Source organism: Archangium primigenium, from assembly GCF_016904885.1.
In the GTDB taxonomy this organism is placed as follows: Bacteria; Myxococcota; Myxococcia; order Myxococcales; family Myxococcaceae; genus Cystobacter; species Cystobacter primigenius.
Genome location: NZ_JADWYI010000001.1, coordinates 8,809,927 through 8,829,935, shown reverse-complemented (window position 1 = coordinate 8,829,935; position 20,009 = coordinate 8,809,927). Strand labels below are relative to the sequence as shown.

Below are 20,009 nucleotides of genomic sequence, written 5' to 3'. Positions count from 1 at the left end.
CGTTATCGGTGGTGGGGCGCCCGCGGGTCCAGTGCGTCGCGCACGGCGTCGCCGAGCAGGTGGAAGCCCAGCACGGCGAGCGCCAGGGCGAGCCCGGGAAAGAGCGCCACGTGGGGCGCCACGAGCAGGTACTGGGTGCCCTGATCCACGAGCGCCCCCCACGAGGGCGTGCCCGGCGGTGCGCCCAGGCCCAGGAAGCTGAGCGAGGACTCGGCGAGCAGCGTGCCGGGCAGGGCGGACGTGGCCTGCACCACCAGGGGCCCGGCGGCGTTGGGCAGCAGGTGGTGCCAGAGGATGCGCGCGTCGCTCGCCCCGAGCGCGCGGGCGGCCTGGACGTACTCGCGCCCGCGCAGGGTGAGCACCTGGGCCCGGGCCAGCCGCGCGTAGCCCGTCCAGCCCGTGGCGCTCAGCGCGAGCACCACGTGCGTGAGCGAGGGGCCCATCACCGCCGTGAGGAAGAGCGCGAGCAGGAGGCCCGGGAAGGCGAGCAGCACGTCGGTCAGGCGCATGAGCAGCTCGTCCAGCGGCCCGCCCACGTACCCCGCCATCCCGCCGAGCAGCGTGCCCACCGCCGCGGACAGCGCCACGGTGAAGAAGGCCACGCCGAGCGACAGCCGGGCCCCGTACAGCACGTGGGTGAGCAGGTCCACGCCGTTCTCCCCCGCGCCCAGCGGGTGGCCGGGGCCGGGCGGGGTGAGCTCGCGCGCGAGGTCGATCGCCTCGGGGCTCGTGGGGCTGAGCACGGGGGCCAGCAGCGCGGCGAGCACGAGCGCGCCCGTCACGGCGAGCCCCACCCGGGCGCCCAGGGCGCGCGGCGGCCTCATGCGCGCCTCCGCACGCGCGGGTCGGCGAGCGCGTAGGCCGCGTCGGTGAGCGCGTGCACGAGCAGGTAGCAGCCGGTGAAGACGAGCACGGTGGCGCGCACGGTGTTGTAGTCGCGCCGCTCGATGGCCTGCAGCAAGAGCGTGCCCATGCCGGGCCAGGCGAACACCTTCTCGGTGACGATGGCGCCGCCGAGCAGGGCGCCGAACTCGAGCCCGAGCACGGTGAGCAGGGGCAGGAGCGCGGTGCGCAGGGCGTGGCGCCAGAGCACCCGGGTGGCGCTGAGGCCCTGGGCCCGGGCGACGGTGATGTAGTCCTCGCGCAGCACCTCCAGGAGCGCGGCGCGGGTCATGCGCGCGAGGAACGCGGCGAGCGCGCCGCCCAGGGTGAGCGCGGGCAGCACCAGGTGGTGCCAGGAGCCCGCGCCGGACACGGGCAGCCAGTCCAGGCGCAGGGCGAACAGGAGGACGAGCAGCGGCCCCACCCAGAAGCGCGGCAGGGCCACGCCCACCACCGCGCTGGCCATGGCGAGCGCGTCCGCCCACGTGCCCCGGCGCGCCGCGGCCACCAGGCCCAGGGGCAGGGCGAGGCTCACCGCCACCGCCAGGGCCGCGAGCGCGAGCACCCCGGTGTACGGCAGCGCCGCGCCGATGGCGGGCAGCACCTTCTTCTGGAAGGGCGGCAGGGACGTGCGCAGCTCCCCGGTGAACAGGTCGCGCGTGAAGCGCCAGAGCTGCACGGGCACGGGCGCGTCCAGGCCCACCGCGCGGCGCAGCGCCTCCCGGTCCACCTGCATCGCCTGCTCGCCGAGCATCACGTCGATGGGGTCTCCCGGCACCAGGTGCAGGAAGAGCGACACGAGCACGAGCGCGCCCAGGGCCGCCCCGAGCGTGGAGACGAGCCGCTTCATGGGTCCACCTGCCGCGCGCGCGCCAGCGGGGTGAAGAGGCCCAGGGGACTCGGCTCGAAGCCCTGGAGGCGCCGGGACACCACGGCCACCGAGTCCTCGTGCCACAGGGGCACCATGGGCACGAGCGCGTCCAGGCGCTCCTGGGCCCGGGCATAGAGGACGCGGCGCTCGGGGGTGGACACGCGCGCGGCCTCGTCCAGCAGCGCGTCGAGCGGCGCGTCCCGGAGCGCGCCCCGGTTGAGGCCCCCGAAGTGGTTGGCCGCCGAGGGCACGTGGCTCGAGTGGAAGGCGCCGCGCATCAGGTCCGGCTCGACGATGGAGGCCCACTTGAGGGTGTACAGCTCCACGTTGCCCCGGCGCACGTCGTCGAAGAAGGTGCCGAACTCCAGCGAGCGCACCTCCACGGCCACGCCCCCCTGGGCCAGCTGCTCGCGCAGCACGAGCGCGATGGAGCGGCGCAGCCGGTCCGTGCTCGTCTTGAGCTGGAGTCGGAGCCGGGGCGCGCCGCCGGGCCCGTCGGGGTCCGGAAAGCCCGCGGCGTCCAACAGCCGCGCCGCCGCCTCGGGGTCATGCGCGCAGCCGGGCACGGGCGCATGCGCCCAGTTCCTCTCCGGCAAGAGCCCCCGGGCGGGCCGGGCCAGGCCCCGGAGCTTGTGGGTGACGAGCGGCTCCACGTCCACGAGGTGACACAGGGCGCGGCGCACCCGGGCGTCGGCGAGCGGCCCCGCGCGCAGGTTGAGGCCCAGGTAGGCCAGGCCCGTGCCCGGCCGGGTGAGCACGCGCAGGCCGGGCGCGCGCTCCAGGGCGGGCAGGGTGGCGGGGGACACGGCGTTGAGCACCAGGTCCGCCCGGCCCTTGAGCAGCTCCAGCACCCGGGTCGTCTCGTCGCGCACCACCCGGAAGCGCAGCCGCGAGAGGGCCGGCGGCCCCCGCGCGTGGCCCGCGAAGGGCAGGAGCGTCAGGTGCTCCTCGTCCGGCTGGGACTCGAAGCGGAAGGGCCCCGCGCCCACGGGGGCCGTGCCCTGTGCCTCCTTGAAGGCGGCCCCGGCGCGCCGGGCGGGGAGGATGCCCAGGGACAGCTCGACCACGAGGGGCGCGTAGGGCTCGCGCAGGTGGAAGCGCACGGTGCGCGCGTCCACCGCCTCCACGCGCGCGAGGGCCGCGTACCGGTCCGCCCGGGGGCTGCCGAGCGCCGGGTCGCGCACACTGTCGTAGGTGGCCTTCACGTCCTCGGCCGTGAGGGCGCCGCCGTCGTGGAAGGTGAGCCCCGGGCGCAGCGTGAACTCCACGAGCGTGGGGCCCAGCTCGCGAAAGGACTCGGCCAGGTCCGGCACGGGCGCGCCGGTGTCGTCGAAGGTGACGAGCCCCGGGGTGATGAGCTGCGCCACCCGCTGCCCCAGGGCGCTGAGCGCCATCCGGCTGTCGAGGCTGTCCGGCGTGGCCTCGAGCAGCACGGTGATGCCGTCGGCGGGCGGCTCGGCGCGACAGCCGGCCTGCGGTACCAGGCCGAGCACCCCGAGGAGCGCCAGGAGGACGGAGCGGAGCGGCGGGGGCATGAGGGGGGCCGTTGTGGCACAGGCACGCCGGAGGGTCGAGTGGGGGAGGGCTCGTGTATGGTTCATCCACGGAGAGCCCCCATGACCGACCATCCGCTCGAGGATCCCCGCAGCACCCAGGCGCTCATCGCGCTCGCCCTCGAGGGCGGCGAGGAGGACGACCGGGCCTGGGAGGCCATCCGGGTGCTCCAGGAGCGCGGCACGCGGGAGGTGCTCGACGCGGCGGCGCGGCTGCTCGTGGCGCCCGAGGACACGGCGCGCGCGCGGGGCGCGGACATCCTCGGGCAGCTGGGCGTGGAGATGGACCTCTTCCACGAGGAGCGGCTGGGGCTCCTGCTGGACCTGGCGCGCCGCGAGCGGGTGCCCGGGGTGCTGGCCTCCACGGTGTCGGCGCTCGGGTTCCTGGAGGACGAGCGCGCCGTGCCCGGACTCGTGGCGCTCAAGGGACACCCGAGCGGCCCGGTGCGCTGCGCGGTGGCCCAGGCCATGCCCGCCACGGCGCTCACCGAGGCGGTCGCCGCGCTCGTGGACCTGTCGGCGGACGAGGACCGGGACGTGCGCAACTGGGCCACCTTCCAGCTGGGCTCGGTCTGCGAGGCCGACACCCCGCTCTTGCGCGAGGCCCTGCTGCGCCGCGTGACGGAGACGGACCTGGAGATTCAAGGCGAGGCCCTGCTCGGGCTCGCCCAGAGGAAGGCTCCCCAGACGCTGGCCCCGCTCCTGGGGGCCCTGGCGGCCCGGACCGTGAACGTGCTCGCGGTGGAGGCGGCGCTGGAGCTCCAGGACGCGCGGGTGTACCCGGCGCTCCTGTCGCTCCGGGACCGGGAGGGCGAGGCGGATCGCCACTTTCGTGGAGTTCTCGACGGCGCCATTCGCGCCTACGAGACATCCGGCGCGATTTGAGTGCGCGCGGGCCCCTGCCGGTCAACGTCTCCATCCTTACCCTGCGTGCCGGGGGTGCCGAACATGGAGAAGATGACGGGAGTGGCGCTCGTGACGGGGGCCAACCGGGGAATCGGTTTCGAGGTCTGCCGGCAGCTCGGCCAGCGAGGCCTGCGGGTGCTCGTGTCGGCGCGGGACATCGCCGAGGGCGCGCGGGCCACCGCCACGCTGCGCGAGGAGGGGCTCGATGTGGGCTTCGAGCCCCTGGACGTCACGTCCGAGGAGAGCATCCACCAGTTGACGGATCGGCTCGCGCGCCAGGAGCTGCGGCTCGCGGCGCTCGTGAACAACGCGGGCGTGGCCCTGGACGGCTTCAACGCGGAGGTGGCCGAGCGCACCCTGGCGGTGAACTTCTTCGGCGCGCTGAACCTCACCGAGCGGCTCTTGCCCTTGATGGCGGACCACGGCCGCGTCGTCATGGTGTCCAGTGGCCTGGGGGTGCTCGAGGGGCTCGCGCCCGCGCTGCGCCAGCGCATCGATCCGCCCGCCTCGAAGGAAGCGGTGTGTGATTTCGTGCGGTCCTTCGTGGAGGACGTGCGCGCGGGCCAGCACGAGGCCCGGGGCTGGCCGTCCTCGGCCTACCGCGTCTCGAAGTTGGGGCTCAACGCGCTCACCCGCGTGTTGGCCGATGAACTCCGGCCACGCCACCTGCTCGTCAACGCGGTGACGCCCGGCTGGGTGAAGACCCGCATGGGGGGCGAGCGGGCCTCGCGGGGGGTGCAGGAGGGCGCGGACACCCTCACGTGGGCCGCCACGCTGCCGCCCGGGGGGCCCACCGGGGGCTTCTTCCGAGACCGTCAGGCCATCGCCTGGTAGGCCGGGACGCCGGGCGCGGGGACCCCGCCGGACAGTGGCGTTGACGCTTCGTCGCCTGGTGGAAGGCCGGGCGCGCGGTGGGGAGCACGGGAGCCCGCGTCTCCCTTGAAGGCCTGGGGGGCGCCTTTCATAATGAACGCCCCTTCCCCGGAGCGTGCGTGCAGGTCCCCCGAGCCAGAACCTTCATGGCCGTGATGGTCGCCTTTTTCGTCGTCCAGCCCCGCCCCGCCGGGGCGGCGGACGACAAGAAGCGCGCCGAGCGCGAGGCCCTCAAGGCGTCCCTGATGCAGGTGCTGCAGCGCGAGCCGCTCAACGCCAGCCGCGTGGCCGTGCACATGCTGAGCCTGGATGACGGCTCGGTGGTGTTCAGCCACAACGCGGACGAATTGCTCAACCCCGCCTCCAACGTGAAGCTCGTCACGAGCGCCGCGGCGCTCGCCACGCTGGGCTCCGAGCACCGCTTCGAGACGGACTTCCTCCTCGAGCCCGAGTCCGATGGCATCAAGGCCAAGACGCTCTATGTGCGGGGCAAGGGCGACCCGTCCATCACCACCGAGCGGCTGTTCGGCATGACGGGTGACCTGTTCCACACGGGCCTGCGCGAGGTGCAGGACATCGTCGTGGACGACTCGTGGTTCGACGCCGAGCGCACGCCCTCGGGGTACGATCAGGAGGACACGGACCGGGCCTACATGGCGCCCACCGGCGCGCTGAGCCTCAACTGGAACGCGGTGGGCGTGTACCTGCGCGCCGGCGACAGCCTGGGGTCCAAGGGCGTGGTGGAGCTCGAGCCCGCGAGCGACTACTTCGTGGTGGAGAGCACGCTCACCACGGGCGACAAGCGCGCGCGGCGCTTCTCGGTGGCGTCGGACGCGGCGGGCGCGCAGCAGAAGATCCTCGTGCGCGGCCAGGTGCCCCAGGGCGGCGGCGCCATGAGCGTGTGGAAGAAGATCGACAACCCGCCCATGTACTTCGGGCAGACGCTCAAGCAGATGCTCGTGGCGCGCGGCATCAAGGTGAAGGGCAAGGTGAAGCCCGGCGTCACGCCGCCGCGCTCGCGGCTCGTGTACACGGCCACCTCGGACACCTTCGACCTCATCCTCAAGAAGCTCAACAAGGTGTCGAGCAACTTCATCGCGGAGATGCTGCTCAAGAGCATGGGCGCCGAGTCGCGGGGCGCCCCGGGCTCGTTCGCCAAGGGCCTGGACGTGGTGGAGGAGTTCCTCGCGCGGGACGTGGGCATTCCGCGCGGCACCTACGTGATGAAGAACGGCAGCGGCCTCAACGACACCAACCGCTTCTCCGCCACGCAGTTCGACAAGCTCTTGCGCTACATGTACGAGCGCTTCCCGCTCGCGCCCGAGTACCTGTCCTCGCTGGGCATCGCCGGCAAGGACGGCACGCTCAAGTACCGCTTCGATGGCACGGACGCCGTGGGCCGGCTGCGCGCCAAGACGGGCACGCTGGAGAACGTCTCGGCGCTCAGCGGCTACGTGCAGGCGGCCGGCGGCGAGAAGTTCATCTTCTCCATGATGGTCAACGACTACCCGGGCCGCTCGGGCCCGGTGGTGCGGGGCCTGGACGCGCTGGGCACGGCCGTGGCCTCGGTGGGCTCCACCCAGGGGCCGGGCCGCGCGGTGGCGGCGCTCGCGAGCGAGGAGAAGCCCAGCAGCCCCATGGCCGAGGTGAGCAGCCGCGTGAAGACGTACCTGGCGCTCACGAGCCAGCGCGACCCGCGCAACATCGGCTTCTTGCGCACCGCGTGGCGCAGCGAGAAGGACCCCGCGGTGCGCGCGGTGGTGGCCGAGGGCCTCTACCAGAGCAACCCCCAGGACTACCTCGGGGTGCGCACGCTGCTGGACAGCTACTCCGCGGGCAGCGAGGTGTATGGCCGCCTGCGCGGCGTGGCGCGCGAGCTGTCCGTGGAGGTGCCGGGCCTGGGCAGCCTCGTGGAGCTCGCCGCCAACGGCAACGCCGAGGCGCTCAGCCGCGTGGTGGAGCTGGCCGGGGCCTCCACCGGGGACGTGCCCGCCGAGGGCGAGATGACCGAGGGCCTGGGCGCGGTGGCGCGCACGGCGCCCGAGGAGCTGGTGCAGGCGCTGCGCGGTGCGTCGGATCGGGACCGGGACGCCGCCGTGCTCCTGCTCTCGCGCGGCTTCGTCCAGGCCGCCGAGGCGGACCATCCCTTCTGGAAGTCCCTGCGCAAGAGCATGGGCGCCGCGGACCCCAAGCTCGCCGACTTCGCCCGGGGGCTCGAGGGCACCCTGTCGCGGCAGATCGCCGAGGCCAAGGCGCCCAAGCCCGCCGTCCCCCCGCCGGGCGCCGCCGTGGCCGCGCCCGGGGCCCCCAAGGCCACCGCCGAGAGCCGTCCCGGAGGGTGAACGCCCGCCCGCTTCTCCGCTCCCCGTCCCTTCGTCCGGGAAGACGTGGGGGTTGAACCCCTGTTCAGGTGGGTGTCAGCCCCTTATGGTAGCGTCAGAGAAGTGGCGCGGGAGGCATTCCCGCCCTTGGATGTAGGTAACCGGCCCGTGGTGGGCCGGTGCTCGACGAAAGGACGGCATCATGGCTGGAGGCGTCAACAAGGTCATCCTCATTGGCAACCTGGGGGCGGACCCGGAAGTGCGCTTCACCCCGGGCGGACAGGCGGTGGCCAACTTCCGCATCGCGACCAGCGACAACTGGACCGACAAGAACGGCCAGAAGCAGGAGCGCACCGAGTGGCACCGCATCGTGGTGTGGGGAAAGCTCGCGGAGCTGTGCGGTGAGTACCTGAAGAAGGGCCGTCAGTGCTTCATCGAGGGCCGGCTGCAGACGCGCGAGTGGACCGACAAGGAAAACCGCAAGAACTACACCACCGAGGTGGTGGCCAGCGGCGTGACGTTCCTCGGCGGCCGTGATGGCGCCGGTGGGGGCGGCGGCGGTGGCGGTGGCGGCGGGGGAGGCGGCGGCCGGGGCGGCGGCTACGGGCAGCCGCGCGGCGGCGGCCAGAACCAGGGCGGCGGCTACGACGATTACGGCTCGGGTCCTCCCATGGACGACGGGCCCATGGGCGGCCCCGGCGGCGGCTCGGACGACGACATTCCCTTCTAGGTGTTTGCCCGGGCGTCGCCCTTCCCCGCACGGGGAGGGGCGATGCGCCCCCCTGGAAACGACAACGGCCGCTCCGGGAAACCGGGGCGGCCGTCGTGTTTCGGGACGAGCGGGGGGGCCGCTCAGTGCATGTCGCCCTGGGTCTGCACGATGGCGTCACGCGCCTGCATGATGGCCTCGGTGCCGCCGGCCTGGAACATGGCGTAGAGCACGCCCCAGCCCATGGCGAGCAGCACCAGGAAGAGGCCGATGGTCCACGGCTCGAGGCGGCGCATGGAGCGCTCGCTGGCGACGAGGCCCCAGCCCATGGCGAAGCCCTGCAGGCCGTTGGCCAGGTGGTACGCGGTGCCGAGGATGCCCAGCGTGTAGACGATGAGCGTGGGCGGGTGCCAGCGCATCTCGTAGGCGATGACGGCGAAGGGCTCGGCGGCGCCGTGCATGAGCCGCGGCTGGAGGAAGGCCAGCCAGATGTGGGCGCCCAGGAAGCCGAGCACACCCACGGACGCGGCGCGCTGGAGGATGTACTTGATGTTGCCGTAGTTGTTGTAGGCGACGTTGTTCGGCCGGAAGCTGAACAGGCGCATGATGCCCCACCCGGTGTGGAAGAGCAGGGGCAGCAGCACGATGATGAAGGTGAAGATCTGGGAGAAGGGGTGCTTGTACTCCGTCACCGCCGACTGCCAGGCCTGGGCGCCCTGGAAGGCGGCGAGGTTGGCCCAGAGGTGGTTCACCACCCAGATGCTCAGCGGCACCACGGCGAGGAACGAGCCCAGACGGGACTGGAGGAGCGGCGTCTTCTGGGGGAGCGCGGTGGCGCTGGTGGCGGCTTGGGTGCTCATGGAGACTCCGGACTTCGGGCGGCCAGGACCGCGCCGAGGATCATGCCGAGGATCATTCGGACGGCGCGTTATAGCCCGTCCCGGCGGCCGGGTAGGATTTTCCACCCGCAAAGCGCCCGGTCCGGCGCACGGAGGTATCAGCCGGGGTGATGCGAAGCCCCCCGCCTGGCCCCAGTGCCTGCCCGGCCGGGGGCCCACCGGGGAACTTTGCCCCATCCGGGCTGCGCATTGTCATTGGCGAGCGCCCTCGGGAACGGCACGCTAGTTCCCCTTATGGCCGATGAACTCGTCAGTGGGCTGTTGAAGGAGTCCGACCTGCGCGTGGTGCTCGTCACCGCGGGCGATCTGTCGCGCCGGGCGCGGGAGCTGCACCGCTCGTCCTCGGCCTCGGCGGCGCTGATGGCCCAGGCGCTCACCGCGGGCGCGCTGCTCGCGGCGCTGCAGAAGAACGACTCGCGCATCAACCTGCAGCTCGAGTGTGACGGGCCGCTCCGGGGCCTGTTCGTGGACGGGGACGGGTCCGGGGTGTTGCGCGGCTACGTGAAGAATCCGCTCGTGTCGCACGCGGGGTTGGACGGCGAGTACCACTGGCGTCCGGTGCTCGGCAACCACGGCTTCCTCTCGGTCCTGCGCGACCTGGGGGATGGCGAGCACTACCGCTCGGCGGTGGAGCTGGAGAGCTTCGAGCTGGCCAAGGACATGGAGCGCTACTTCGCCATCTCGGATCAGCTCCCCTCGCGCGTGTACCTGACGGTGCAGCCGGAGGGCGAGGAGCGCCTGGGGCTCGTGGCGGGGCTGCTCGTGCAGCCGCTGCCCAACGGGGACCTGCAGACCTTCAAGGACCTGGGCGAGCGGCTCACCCGGGACTTCGAGCCCACCGTGCGGGCGCTCGCCGGCCAGGGCGCGAGCGCGCTGCTCAAGGCGCTCGTGCCCCACTCGGACCTGGAGGTCATGTCCCGCTACCCGGTGTCCTTCACCTGCAGTTGCAGCAAGGAGCGCGTCAAGCGGGCCCTCTTGTCCCTGGGCCGCGAGGAGCTGGAGGACATCCTCGTCAAGGAAGGCAAGGCGGAGGCGGACTGCCACTTCTGCACTACGCACTACGTCATCAGCGGCGAGGAGATTCGCGAACTGGTGGCGGCGATGGATCCGGCGGCGAGCTGACGCGCCGCTCCCTCGGCTGGCAGTGGCGGGCCCGCGCCTGCCGGGGTATGACGCCGCCGTTTTCTTCCCCTCATCCCCGGAGTCCTCACCGTGGCCATCAAACGGGCGCAGCCCAAGGGCACGAAGAAGGGCAAGCCCTCCGCCAAGCAGGTGGAGACGATCGTCTCCATCCCCCCGGACGTGGTCCTGGCGCCTCAAGTGGAGGCGCCCCGGCACCCCACCGGGCGCGATCAGTCGCTCGCCAAGACGCGCATCCACGAGCTGAGCTGGGCGGAGTTCGACCGCTCGGTGCAGGCGCTCGCGCGCACCATCCGCCAGGGCTACGAGCCCCAGGCCGTGGTGGGCGTGGCGCACGGCGGCGTGTTCGTGGGCGGCGCCCTGTCCAGCGCGCTCGGGGCGGAGTTCTTCCCGGTGCGCATCAGCCGCCGCAGCCGCGACAAGGCGGTGAGCAAGCCGAAGCTCAGCGGCGACATGCCCCAGGAACTCAAGGGCAAGCGCGTGCTCATCGTCGACGACGTGGCGTCCAGTGGGGACACGCTGGAGCTGGCCACGGCGCTCGCGCTCAAGGCGGGCGCGCGCGAGGTGAAGACCACCACCCTGGTGCGCCGGGCCGAGGGCTTCTCCCCGGACTTCGTCGCCCTGACCACCGAGGCCCTCGTCGTCTTCCCCTGGGACTACGAGGAGGTGGTCGAGGACGGGCGCTTCGACGTGGATCCGGACAAGGCGGGGGCATGAGCCACCGGGCGCGATGATCATCGGCACCGCGGGGCACATCGATCACGGCAAGACCTCGCTGGTCAAGGCGCTCACCGGGATCGACACGGACCGCCTGCCCGAGGAGAAGCGCCGGGGCATCACCCTGGAGCTGGGCTTCGCGCACCTGGTGCTCGGGGACGGCCGGGTGGCGGGAGTGGTGGACGTGCCCGGCCACGAGCGCTTCGTCAAGGCGATGGCGGCCGGGGCGGGGGGGGTGGACCTGGCGGTGCTGGTGGTGGCGGCGGACGAGGGGGTGATGCCCCAGACGCGCGAGCACCTGGACATCTGCCGGCTCTTGGGGGTGCGCGCGGGGGTGGTGGCCCTCACCAAGGCGGACCTGCTCGAGGGCCTGGGACCGGACTGGCGCGCGCTGGTGGAAGCGGACGTGGCCACGCTGGTGGCGGGCACCTTCCTGGAGGGCCGTCCGGTGCTGCCCGTGTCGTCGCGCACGGGCGAGGGGCTGGAGGCCCTGCGCACCGCGCTCGGCCAGGTGGCCCGGGACGTGCCGCCGCGCTCGGCCGAGGGGCCCGTGCTGCTGCCGGTGGACCGGGCCTTCAGCCTCAAGGGCTTCGGCTCGGTGGTGACGGGCACGCTCCTGTCGGGGACGCTCGCGCTGGAGGAGTCCGTGGCGGTGCTGCCGGGGCTGCCCGGGCCCCTGCGGGTGCGGGGGCTGCACGTGCACGGCCTGCCGGTGTCGCGGGGCGTGGCGGGGCAGCGGGTGGCGGTGAACCTGGCGGGCGTGGAGGCCGAGGCGCTCTCGCGCGGGGGCGTGCTGGTGCGCGCCGGGGAGCTGCCCGAGACGTCCATGTTGGACGTGGAGGTGAGCCTGTTGGCCGCGGCGCCCGAGGCCCTGCCCCGGCGCCGCAAGCTGCTCTTGCACCTGGGCACCGCGCGGGTGGAGGCGACGCTGGCCCTGTTGGATGTGGAGCGGCTGGAGCCGGGGGAGACGGCGCTCGCGCAGCTGCGGCTGAGCGCGCCGGTGGTGGCCCTGCCCGGGCAGCGCTTCATCCTCCGGGGCGCGCGTGCCCTGCCGGGGCGGGGGGCGACGCTCGCGGGAGGCCGGGTGCTCTCCATCACGCCGCCCCGGCGCCGGCGGGGGGGCGCGGGGGTGGTGGCCCCCCTGTTGGAGGCGGATCCCGCCCGCCAGGTGACGTGGCTCTTGCGGCAGGCCGGCTATCGTGGACTCACCTCGCGCGAACTCTTCGCCCGTTCGGCGCTCGCACCCAGGGTATTATCCCGGGTGTTGGAGCCCTTGGGGGCTCGGGGGGAGATCGTGCTGGTGGATCGAGAACAGCGACTCTATCTGTCGGGAGAGATGCTCGAGGGGCTCAAGGCCCGGGCCCTGGCCCTGCTCGCGGCCTTCCACGAGCGCGAGCCCCTGCGCGAGGGGCTGCCCCGCGAGGAACTGCGCCAACGGCTGTCGGACACACTGGATGCCCGGGTGTTCACCCGGCTGGTGCATGCCCTGGTGGAGGGCCGCCGGGTGGAGGGGGAGCGGGACTGGCTGCGGCTGCCGGGCCGGGGCCGCACGTTGTCCCTGGACGCGGACGCGGCGCGCACCCGACTGGTGGCGGACCTCGTGGCGGCGGGCCTCGCGCCGCCCACGCTCACCGAGCTGGCCGAGCGCGTGAAGCTGCCCGTGCCACGGGTGCGGGAGCTGCTCCGGGTGGCGGTGGCCGAGGGGCGGGTGGTGGGCGTGAGCGAGGAGCTCTACTTCGACGCGGGGGCCCTGGCCGGGCTCAAGGAGCGCCTGATTGCCTACCTGCGCGAGAAGAAGGAGATTTCCACCCAGGGGTTCAAGGAGTTGGTGGGGCTGAGCCGGAAGTTCGTCATTCCCCTATCGGAGCACTTCGACCGCGAGAAGGTGACGCTCCGGGTCGGAGAGAAGCGGGTGCTGCGGCGCGCATGACGAAGAATCGCTATAGCGAGGCGTCCCTGCGGAGCCTCATCGAGAGTCTCACCAACCCCATCGCCGTGGTGCAGGAGGGTCGCATCCGTCTGGCCAACGAGGCCTACGTGCGGATGATCGGCCTGGGCCGCGAGCAGGTGGAGGGCCGTTCCTTCTTCGACTTCCTCTACACGGAGGACCGGGCGCGGCTGCAGGCGCGCTACCGGCGGCGCGAGCAGGGCATGCTCAAGCAGGAGGCGCCGCGGCGCTACCTGCTGCCGCCGCTCGCCGGGCATGGGCCGCGCGAGCTGGCCGTGCACGTGCAAGAGGTGGAGCTGGAGGGCAGCGGCTGGGCCATGCTCTGCAACCACCTGATCCTGGGGGAGCGGCCCGGGGAGCTGCAGGTCGCCGAGCGCCTGGTGGAGACGTCCGCGGAGCTCGTGGCGGCGCGCTCGGAGGAGGCGGTGCGGCGGCTGGCGGTGGAGGGCCTGACGCAGGCGAACCTGTCGGCCCGCTTCCTGGCGACGCACGAGGGCGAACTGAGCGAGAAGGGCGAGGCGGACGAGGACGGCGAGCCGGGCCGCCAGGCGCTGCGCGATGGCCGGCCGGTGTTCGGCCCCTCGGATGGGATGACGGTGCCCGTCTACCTGCCCCTGGGCGCGCCGCCCGCGGAGCTGTTGTGGGTGTCGGGCCCGGAGCTGACGCCCTCGTATGGCCCGGTCCTGGCGCTCTTCGCCAAGGTGGTGGGCGCGGCGCTCATGGACGCGCGCATGTTGGCGGACGTGGAGCGCGGCCGCTGGGAGATGTCGGTCGTGGCGGAGACGGCGCGCTTCGTGGCCCTGCCGGAGCCGCCCTCGCTCGAGGACTTCCTCTCCCGGCTGACGGCGCTGTTGAACGCGGAGGCCGCGGTGCTGCACGTGCCGGTGTCCTCCGAGCGCGACGAGTGGCACCTGGTGGCCCGGGTGGGCCTGGACGCGCCCCTGGTGGAGGCCTTCGCCACGCCGCCGGGTCCGCCGCCCTCGGTGACCCCCGCGCGGGGCGTGGAGCCCCTGGGCGAGGAGGAGGAGCGCCGCTGGCGGGCGCTGTCCGGAGGGCGGTTGGGTCGGGGCGCGCTCGTGCACATGTCCCAGGGCGGGGCGCGTCAGGGCCTCCTGCGCGTGGTGCGCGGGCCCGAGCGCCCCCTGGGCTCGGATGACCTGCGCCTGCTGGGCACGCTGGCCGAGCTGTTGATGATGCTCATGGATCAGCGCCGCCTGCGGGCCGAGTCCGCGCGTCAGCTCTCCGACTCGCGCCTGCTCCTGGACATGGCGCGCACCACGGCGGCCACCCTGGAGGTGGCCAGCATCCTGGAGGTGGCGTCGGACTTCCTCGTGCGGCTGCTGGACGTCACCGACTGCTTCATCTACCTGTACGACGAGCAGACCCACACGCTGCGCAGCGCCACCGCCTCCTCGCCCCAGCGCGAGTCCTTCCGGGGGTTCACGGTGCCGGTGGCCGACTCGCTGACGATCGCCGGACGCGTGGCCCGCGCCCGCCAGCTCGTCACCGTCTCGGACGTGGTCAAGAACGGCGGGGAGCTGGCGCGCACCGAGCTCGCCCTGCGCTTCCAGCCACGGGCCCTGCTCGGCTTGCCGCTCACCTCGCGCGAGGACTTGATCGGCGTGGTGGTGGTGTCCGACACCCGCCGGCCGCGCGTCTTCTCGCCCGCCATCCTGGAGCTGGCCGAGGCCACGTGCGGGCAGATCGCCCTGGCCATCGCCAACGCGCGGCTCTACGAGTCGTTGTGGGCCTCCTACGCGGAGCTGGCCGCGGCGCGCGCGGAGATGGTCAAGCGCGAGCGGCTCGCGGCGCTCGGCGAGCTGTCGGCCATCGTGGCCCACGAGGTGCGCAACCCCCTGGGCGTCATCTTCAACGCCGTGGCCTCCCTGCGCCGCCTGCTCGGCGCCAACGCCGACTCGGCCATGCTGTTGGACATCCTCTCCGAGGAGAGCGACCGGCTCAACCGCATGGTGAGCGACCTCTTGGACTATACCCGGCCGCGCGAGCCCATCCGCCAGCCCGAGGACGTGGCGCGCCTGCTCCAGGAGATCGTCGAGTCGGCGTGGAGCCAGCAGGGCAGTCCCTCGAACATCTCCGCCGTCAGCGACGCGGCCGAGGACCTGCCCCGCGTGCCGTTGGACCGCCGGCTCATCCGCCAGGCGCTCACCAACGTGCTCGTCAACGCCTTCCAGGCCACGTCCTCCCAGGGCGGGGCCGTGCGCGTGTCCGCCCGCACCGAGCTGTACGACGGGCGGGACATGCTGCGCATCGACGTGTCCGACCAGGGCGGCGGCATTCCCGCGGAGCTCCTGCACCGGGTCTTCGAGCCCTTCTTCACCACCAAGGCCCAGGGCACGGGGCTGGGGCTCGCGGTCGTCAAGCGCATCATCGAGGAGCACCACGGCGAGGTGTCCCTGGTGAGCACGCTGGGCCGTGGCACCGTCTTCTCCATCCGTCTTCCCCTCTTCCAGCCGACGAGTCCTCCGTGAAAGACGCCTCTCCGCCTCGCGGACACATCCTGGTCGTGGACGATCAGAAGAACATGCGCGCCACCACCGCGCTCCTCTTGAGCTCGGAGAACTACGACGTGCAGCAGGCGGCCGGGGGCGAGGAGGCCCTGGCCAAGCTGGGCTCCAGCCGCGTGGACCTGATGCTCACCGACTTGAAGATGGAGCCCATGGACGGGCTCACCCTGCTCAAGAAGGCCCTGGAGGTGAACCCGCGGCTGCAGGTCATCATGATGACGGCCTTTGGCTCCATCGAGAGCGCGGTGGAGGCCATGCGTCAGGGGGCGTTCGACTACGTCACCAAGCCCTTCAAGGAAGGCGAGCTGCTCTACCGGGTGCAGCGCGCGCAGGAGCGGGCGCAGCTCCTGGCCACCGTGGATCGGCTGACGGGCGAGTTCAACGAGCGCCACGGCCTGAGCGCGCTGGTGGGCAGCAGCCCCGCCATGACGGAGCTGTCCTCGCGGCTCATGCGCGTGGCGCAGAGCGATGCCACGGTGCTGGTGCAGGGCGAGAGCGGCACGGGCAAGGAGCTCGTCGCGCGCGCGGTGCACGCCCACAGCCGGCGGCAGAAGCTGGCCTTCGTGCCCGTCAACTGCGCGGCCATCTCCGAGACGCTCCTGGAGAGCGAGCTGTTCGGCCACGCCAAGGGGGCCTTCACGGGCGCGGTGCGCGCGCGCCGCGGCCTGGTGGAGGAGGCCCACGGGGGCACGCTCTTCATCGACGAGGTGACGGAGACGACGCCCGCCTTCCAGTCCAAGCTGCTGCGCACGCTGCAGGACGGCGAGGTCCGGCGCGTGGGCGAGTCCATCACCCAGAAGGTGGACGTGCGCATCGTCGCCGCCACCAACCGCGACATCGAGCTGGAGGTGCGCGAGAAGCGCTTCCGGCAGGACCTCTATTACCGGCTCAACGTGGTGACGCTGCGGGTGCCGCCGCTGCGCGAGCGCCTGGAGGACGTACCGGCCCTGGCCGAGCACTTCCTCAAGCGCGCCAATGCCCGCAGCTCCAAGCGCAAGAGCCTGTCCACCTCGGCGGTGGAGCACCTCATGGGCTACAGCTTCCCGGGCAACGTGCGCGAGCTGGAGAACCTGGTGGAACAGGCCGCCGCCCTCTCCGAGAGCGACGAGCTCCTGCCCGAGGACTTCCCCCTGCGGCCCAACCGCGTGACGGGGGGCGAGCTGGGCGCGCCGCCCCTGCCGCTCGCGGCGGAGAGCGGCGGTCGGCTGCCCACGCTCGCCGAGTCCGTGGAGGACGCCGAGCGCCGGGCGATCGCCCAGGCCCTGGAGCGCTACCAGACGGACCTCGGCCGCGTCGCCGAGGAACTGGCCATCTCCTCCACCACCCTCTGGCGCAAGATGAAGCGCTTGAACCTGCGCCCCGCCGGGGGCGAGCACCGCGAGTGAGGGCCCCTGTCGGAAATGAAATCGAGGTTTCAACGCTGAAACGTATAAGCCCCCGAGAGCACTGGGGATTTGCAGACCTGCAAAGGCATTGCAGAGGTGCAATGCCCCTCGGGGGCGCGCGGAGGGTGAGGGGAGATGCCAAGTACCCGGAATGACTGGGGTTGGCGCGGAAACGTGGGCTGGCATGGGGTGTGCTAGGTAATCCCGTCAGAGCACGTTGACGCGGCGATGAAGTGGTTCCCCCCCACCCCTTCAGCGCTCCGATGTGCTTCCTTTGGAAGAACCCGCGGCCCGGTTCGCTCTTCGGAGAGGACCGGGCCGCCTTCTTTTCCGGCCTCGAAGCCTCCGCGAGCCGGGCCGCCTTTCAGATGTGAAAGGCCATTTCACCGCTGCAATTGCAGGAGTGAAAGCTGGACGCGGTAGCGGTGGGTCCCCTCGTGCCAACCCCTTGGAATCGCGGGGCTTTCTCGTGCCCGTGGGCGTGGCACGCGGGGTGCTATAGCCCTCCGTCGGAGCATGTCGAAGCTGGTCGAAGGAGGTTCCCCCCCACCGCCTTCAGCCCTTCTGGCGAGCTTCTTGAGAAGAACCCGCGGCCCGGTCACCCTTTCTTCGGAAGGGTACCGGGCCGCCTTCTTTTTCCGGCCTCGGAGCCTCCGAGCGCCCCCGTGAGCCCGTCTGGGCCGGGCCGCCTTTCAGATGTGAAAGGCCATTTCACCGCTGCAATTGCAGGAGTGAAAGCTGGACGCGGTGGCGGTGGGTCCCTTCGCGCCAACCTCTTGGAATCGCGAGGCTTTCTCGTGTCCATGGGCGTGGCACGCGGGGTGCTATAGCCCTCCGTCGGAGCATGTCGAAGCTGGTCGAAGGAGGTTCCCCCCCACCGCCTTCAGCCCTTCTGGCGAGCTTCTTGAGAAGAACCCGCGGCCCGGTCACCCTCTCTTCGGAAGGGTACTGGGCCGCCTTCTTTTTCCGGCCTCGGAGCCTCCGAGCGCCCCCGTGAGCCCGTCTGGGCCGGGCCGCCTTTCAGATGTGAAAGGCCATTTCACCGCTGCAATTGCAGGAGTGAAAGCTGGACGCGGCGGCGGTGGGTCCCTTCGCGCCAACCTCTTGGAATCGCGAGGCTTTCTCGTGTCCATGGGCGTGGCACGCGGGGTGCTATAGCCCTCCGTCGGAGCATGTCGAAGCTGGTCGAAGGAGGTTCCCCCCCACCGCCTTCAGCCCTTCTGGCGAGCTTCTTGAGAAGAACCCGCGGCCCGGTCACCCTCTCTTCGGAAGGGTACCGGGCCGCCTTCTTTTTCCGGCCTCGGAGCCTCCGAGCGCCCCCGTGAGCCCGTCTGGGCCGGGCCGCCTTTCAGATGTGAAAGGCCATTTCACCGCTGCAATTGCAGGAGTGAAAGCCCGAGGTGGCCCTCGCCGCGCCTCCCGCGCCAACCTCTTGGAATCGCGAGACTTTCCCTCGCCCATGGGCGTGGCACGCGGGGTGCTATAGCTCTCAGACGAAGCACGTTGCCGCGAGATCGAAGGAGGTTCCCCCCCACCGCCTTCAGTCTTCCGACGTGTTTCTTGAGAAGAACCTGCGGCCCGGTATCCCCCATGGGGTTGCCGGGCCGCCTTCTTTTTCGGGCCGGGAAGGCGCCTGGCGCGCGGGGATGCCCCTGGAAACGACAACGCCCGGGCGGTGAGGCCCGGGCGTCGCAACCGCGGCGTGAGGGCGTCTCAGCGGCCCAGCAACGTTCCGGCCTGGTTGATCCACTCGCTCAGGGGGCCGGGCAGGATGCCCAGCAGCACCACGGCGGCGGTGGAGATGACGAGCACGAGCTCCGTCATCCACGCGCGCTCGAGCGGCTGGGCGCCCTCGGGCACCGGGCGCATGTACATGTAGATGACCACGCGCAGGTAGTAGTAGGCGCCGGCCACGCTGGAGAGCACCGCCACGAGGGTGAGGCCGATGAGGCCCGCGTCCACGGCGGCGCGGAACAGCAGCAGCTTGCCCATGAAGCCCACGGTGGGCGGAATGCCCGCCAGCGACAGCATGAAGGCGGCCATCGCGAAGGCCCAACCCGGACGGCGCTGGGCGAGCCCGCTCAAGCGGTCGCGGTCCCACGCCGTGCCCTTCTCCTCGTCCTCGCGCCGCTCCACGAGGGACACGATGCCGAAGGCGCCCATGGTGGTGACGGTGTAGGCGAGCAGGTAGAAGAGGATGCTGCGCAAGGCCTCGGTGTGCACCACGGCCTGGGCGCTGGCGCCCACCACCGAGGTGGCGCCCAGCAGCCGCAGCCCCGTCTCCGGCTGGACGCTGAAGAGCGCCGCCACGCCCAGCAGCAGGTAGCCGGCGTGCGCGATGGAGGAGTAGGCCAGCATGCGCTTGACGTTGCGCTGGGGCAGGGCGAGCAGGTTGCCGCCGACCATGGTGAGCAGCGCCAGCGTGGAGAACAGCGCGAAGGGCAGCTTGGGGCTGATGCCCGCGCCCACGGTGACGAACACGCGCACGAGCGCCACGAAGGCGGCGGCCTTCACGCCGGCGCTCATCAGCGCGGTGACGGGCGTGGGGGCTCCCTCGTACACGTCCGGCGTCCACATGTGGAAGGGCACCGCGGCGACCTTGAAGGCGAAGCCGGCGGCCACCAGCACCGCGCCCGCGTACACGAGCGGCGCCTGGGTGCGCATGGCGGCGCGCAGCGGCTCGATCATCTCCCCGAGCAGCGTCGTGCCCGTGGCCCCGTAGAGCAGCGCCGCGCCGTAGAGCAGCACCGCGGACGAGAAGGCCCCGAGGATGAAGTACTTGAAGCCCGCCTCGCTCGGACGAGTGCCCCGGCGCAGGAAGCTCGTGAGCGCGTACGTCGAGATCGACAGCACCTCGATGCTGATGAAGAGCGTGATGAGCTCGTTGGACAGGCCCAGCAGGCTCATGCCCGCGCCCGCGAAGAGCATCAGCGCGTAGAACTCGCCGCGCTCGGCGCCGCGGCGGCGCAGGAAGGTGGCCGCGGTGAGCGCCGCCAGGGTCAGCGCCACGCAGACGATGAACGTGAGGAAGCTGGAGAACGGATCCAGGGCGCCAAAGCCGAGGAACACCTGGCGCGCGGGCTCGAACAGCAGCCGCAGGGACACGGCCCCGGCGATGACGGACGTGAGGGCGGTGAGGGCCGCCTGGTAGCCGCGCGACGCGCCCGCGGAGAGGAACACCTCCGAGAGCAGCAGCACGCACGCTCCCACCACCAGGATGATGGCGGGCAGCAGGGGGAGGAAGTCCGCCGAGGTGATGTTGGGCAGATTCATGGTCGGA

Annotated in this window: 14 protein-coding genes; 9 read left to right on the top strand and 5 right to left on the bottom strand. The window is 72.1% G+C overall.

The genetic code is table 11. The features are described 5' to 3' along the window. Positions 1-2 precede the first annotated feature (2 nt). From I3V78_RS36225 to I3V78_RS36215, 3 genes are read right to left on the bottom strand one after another with little or no spacing between them, the layout of a single operon-like run. Positions 3-824, bottom strand: coding sequence for an ABC transporter permease (locus tag I3V78_RS36225; RefSeq protein WP_204495180.1), 822 nt, complete (start codon positions 822-824; stop codon positions 3-5). Beyond that, positions 821-1,732, bottom strand: coding sequence for an ABC transporter permease (locus I3V78_RS36220; RefSeq protein ID WP_204495178.1), 912 nt, complete (start codon positions 1,730-1,732; stop codon positions 821-823). The genes I3V78_RS36225 and I3V78_RS36220 overlap by 4 nt, the downstream gene beginning before the upstream one ends. After that, positions 1,729-3,288 carry an ABC transporter substrate-binding protein gene (locus I3V78_RS36215; protein ID WP_239576915.1) on the bottom strand — a complete coding sequence of 520 codons (1,560 nt, stop codon included), beginning with the start codon at positions 3,286-3,288 and terminating at the stop codon, positions 1,729-1,731. Before I3V78_RS36215 ends, I3V78_RS36220 begins: the two co-directional genes overlap by 4 nt. Positions 3,289-3,369: 81 nt before the next feature. On the opposite strand from I3V78_RS36215, the gene I3V78_RS36210 reads away from it, so the two are divergent. The 4 genes from I3V78_RS36210 to ssb all read left to right on the top strand — a co-directional run bounded on the left by I3V78_RS36210 (position 3,370) and on the right by ssb (position 8,136). After that, positions 3,370-4,191, top strand: coding sequence for a HEAT repeat domain-containing protein (locus I3V78_RS36210; RefSeq protein ID WP_204495176.1), 822 nt, complete (start codon positions 3,370-3,372; stop codon positions 4,189-4,191). A gap of 63 nt (positions 4,192-4,254) precedes the next feature. Beyond that, on the top strand, positions 4,255-5,046 hold the full coding sequence (locus tag I3V78_RS36205; RefSeq protein ID WP_204495173.1) for an SDR family oxidoreductase: 792 nt from the start codon (positions 4,255-4,257) through the stop codon (positions 5,044-5,046). A gap of 158 nt (positions 5,047-5,204) precedes the next feature. After that, complete coding sequence (gene dacB / locus I3V78_RS36200) at positions 5,205-7,427, top strand: D-alanyl-D-alanine carboxypeptidase/D-alanyl-D-alanine endopeptidase (RefSeq protein WP_420840442.1); 2,223 nt, start codon at positions 5,205-5,207, stop codon at positions 7,425-7,427. Between the two features lie 181 nt (positions 7,428-7,608). Beyond that, a complete protein-coding gene (gene ssb, locus I3V78_RS36195; RefSeq protein WP_204495169.1) occupies positions 7,609-8,136 on the top strand; it encodes a single-stranded DNA-binding protein in 528 nt (175 codons plus the stop codon). Positions 8,137-8,258: 122 nt separating this feature from the next. On the opposite strand, the gene I3V78_RS36190 is transcribed toward ssb, so the two are convergent. Then, positions 8,259-8,975 (bottom strand): succinate dehydrogenase/fumarate reductase transmembrane subunit, encoded by a 717-nt coding sequence (locus tag I3V78_RS36190; protein WP_204495167.1) that lies wholly within the window; start codon positions 8,973-8,975, stop codon positions 8,259-8,261. A 273-nt stretch (positions 8,976-9,248) separates the two neighbouring features. On the opposite strand from I3V78_RS36190, the gene hslO reads away from it, so the two are divergent. From hslO to I3V78_RS36165, 5 genes are all read left to right on the top strand, one after another. Next, positions 9,249-10,136 (top strand): Hsp33 family molecular chaperone HslO, encoded by an 888-nt coding sequence (hslO, locus tag I3V78_RS36185; RefSeq protein WP_204495165.1) that lies wholly within the window; start codon positions 9,249-9,251, stop codon positions 10,134-10,136. A 90-nt stretch (positions 10,137-10,226) separates the two neighbouring features. Beyond that, entirely contained in the window at positions 10,227-10,871 is a 645-nt protein-coding gene (locus I3V78_RS36180; RefSeq protein WP_204495163.1) for a phosphoribosyltransferase family protein, read from the top strand. A 13-nt stretch (positions 10,872-10,884) separates the two neighbouring features. Next, on the top strand, positions 10,885-12,801 hold the full coding sequence (gene selB, locus I3V78_RS36175; protein WP_204495160.1) for a selenocysteine-specific translation elongation factor: 1,917 nt from the start codon (positions 10,885-10,887) through the stop codon (positions 12,799-12,801). Continuing rightward, entirely contained in the window at positions 12,798-15,308 is a 2,511-nt protein-coding gene (locus tag I3V78_RS36170; protein WP_204495158.1) for an ATP-binding protein, read from the top strand. The genes selB and I3V78_RS36170 overlap by 4 nt, the downstream gene beginning before the upstream one ends. A 35-nt stretch (positions 15,309-15,343) precedes the next feature. Further along, a complete protein-coding gene (locus tag I3V78_RS36165; protein WP_204496924.1) occupies positions 15,344-16,729 on the top strand; it encodes a sigma-54-dependent transcriptional regulator in 1,386 nt (461 codons plus the stop codon). Positions 16,730-18,442: 1,713 nt separating this feature from the next. Here the strand turns inward: I3V78_RS36165 and I3V78_RS36160 are convergent. Further along, on the bottom strand, positions 18,443-20,002 hold the full coding sequence (locus I3V78_RS36160; RefSeq protein ID WP_204495156.1) for an NADH-quinone oxidoreductase subunit N: 1,560 nt from the start codon (positions 20,000-20,002) through the stop codon (positions 18,443-18,445). Positions 20,003-20,009 lie beyond the last annotated feature (7 nt).